Origin of the sequence: Acidiphilium sp. JA12-A1 (assembly GCF_000724705.2) — a bacterium.
Classification (GTDB): Bacteria; Pseudomonadota; Alphaproteobacteria; order Acetobacterales; family Acetobacteraceae; genus Acidiphilium; species Acidiphilium multivorum.
The window spans coordinates 1-1,180 of sequence record NZ_JFHO01000204.1 but is presented as its reverse complement, the minus strand read 5'-3'; the positions used below and the strand labels follow the sequence as shown (position 1 = coordinate 1,180).

The 1,180-nt window shown below is 77.3% G+C and carries 1 pseudogene; it reads left to right on the top strand.

The features are described from left to right. Positions 1–1,180 (top strand): annotated as a pseudogene (locus RT91_RS19295) (glycosyltransferase family 2 protein); the annotation flags it as partial.

Sequence of the window (1,180 nt, the reverse complement as noted above, 5' to 3'; positions counted from 1 at the left end):
TTCCCCGCCGCCGCCAACGCCGGCATCGCCGCCGCCCGCCGCCTCGTCCCCGGCTGCGACATCCTGCTGCTCAACGCCGACATCCTGCTGCCGCCGCGCGCCCCCGCCCGGCTGCACGCCGCCCTCTACCGCGCGCCCGACATCGCCAGCGTCACCCCGCTCTCGAACGAGGCGACGATCATGAGCTACCCGGCCCGCCAGGGCGGCAACCCCGCGCCGGACCTCGTCGCCACCACCCGGCTCGACGCGCTGGCCCGCCGCGTCAACGGCGCCGCCCTGGTCGACATCCCGACCGCGATCGGCTTCTGCATGGCGATCCGGCACGACGCGCTCGACGCCATCGGCGGGTTCGACGCCGCGCTCTTCGCCCAGGGCTACGGCGAGGAGAACGACTGGTGCCGCCGCGCCGCCCTGGCCGGCTGGCGCCATGCCGGCGCGCCCGGCATCTTCGTCGCCCATCGCGGCGGCGCCTCCTTCGGCGCCACCACCGCCGCGCTCTGCGCCCGCAACCTCGCCGTCCTCGAACGCCGCCATCCCGGCTACGCCGCCCTCATCGCCGCCCATCACGAGGCCGATCCGCTGCGCGACGCCCGCCGCCGGCTCGACCTTGCCCGCTTCGCCGCCGGTCGCGTCCGCCACGGCGCGGTCGCCCTCGTCGCGCATGACCACGGCGGCGGCATCGCCCGCGTCGTCGCGGCGCGGATGGCGGCGCTGCGGGAAGCCGGGCTGCGGCCGATCCTGCTCAGCCCCGACCTGATCCGCGCCGACGGCTCGATCGCCGGCACCGGCCCCGCCCGCCTCGCCGATGGCGGCGCCGAACCGTTCCCCAACCTCGTCTTCGATCCCCGCACCGGGATGCGCGCCCTCGTCGCCCTGCTCCGGCGCGAGGGCGTGCGCCATGTCGAGTTCCACCACACGCTCGGCCACGACCCGGCGATCCTCGCCCTGCCGGCCCGGCTCGGCGTCCCGGCGGATCACGTGGTCCACGACTACGCCCATTTCTGCAAGCGGGTGAACCTGATCGGCCCGGCCCGGCGCTATTGCGGCGAACCCGGCATCGACGGCTGCGAAACCTGCCTCGCCGCCGCCGGCAGCGCCTTGGCCGACCCGATCGCGCCCGCCGCCCTGCGCGCCCGCTCCGCCGCCGCCTTCGCCGCCGCCCGCCGCGTCGCCGCCCCCT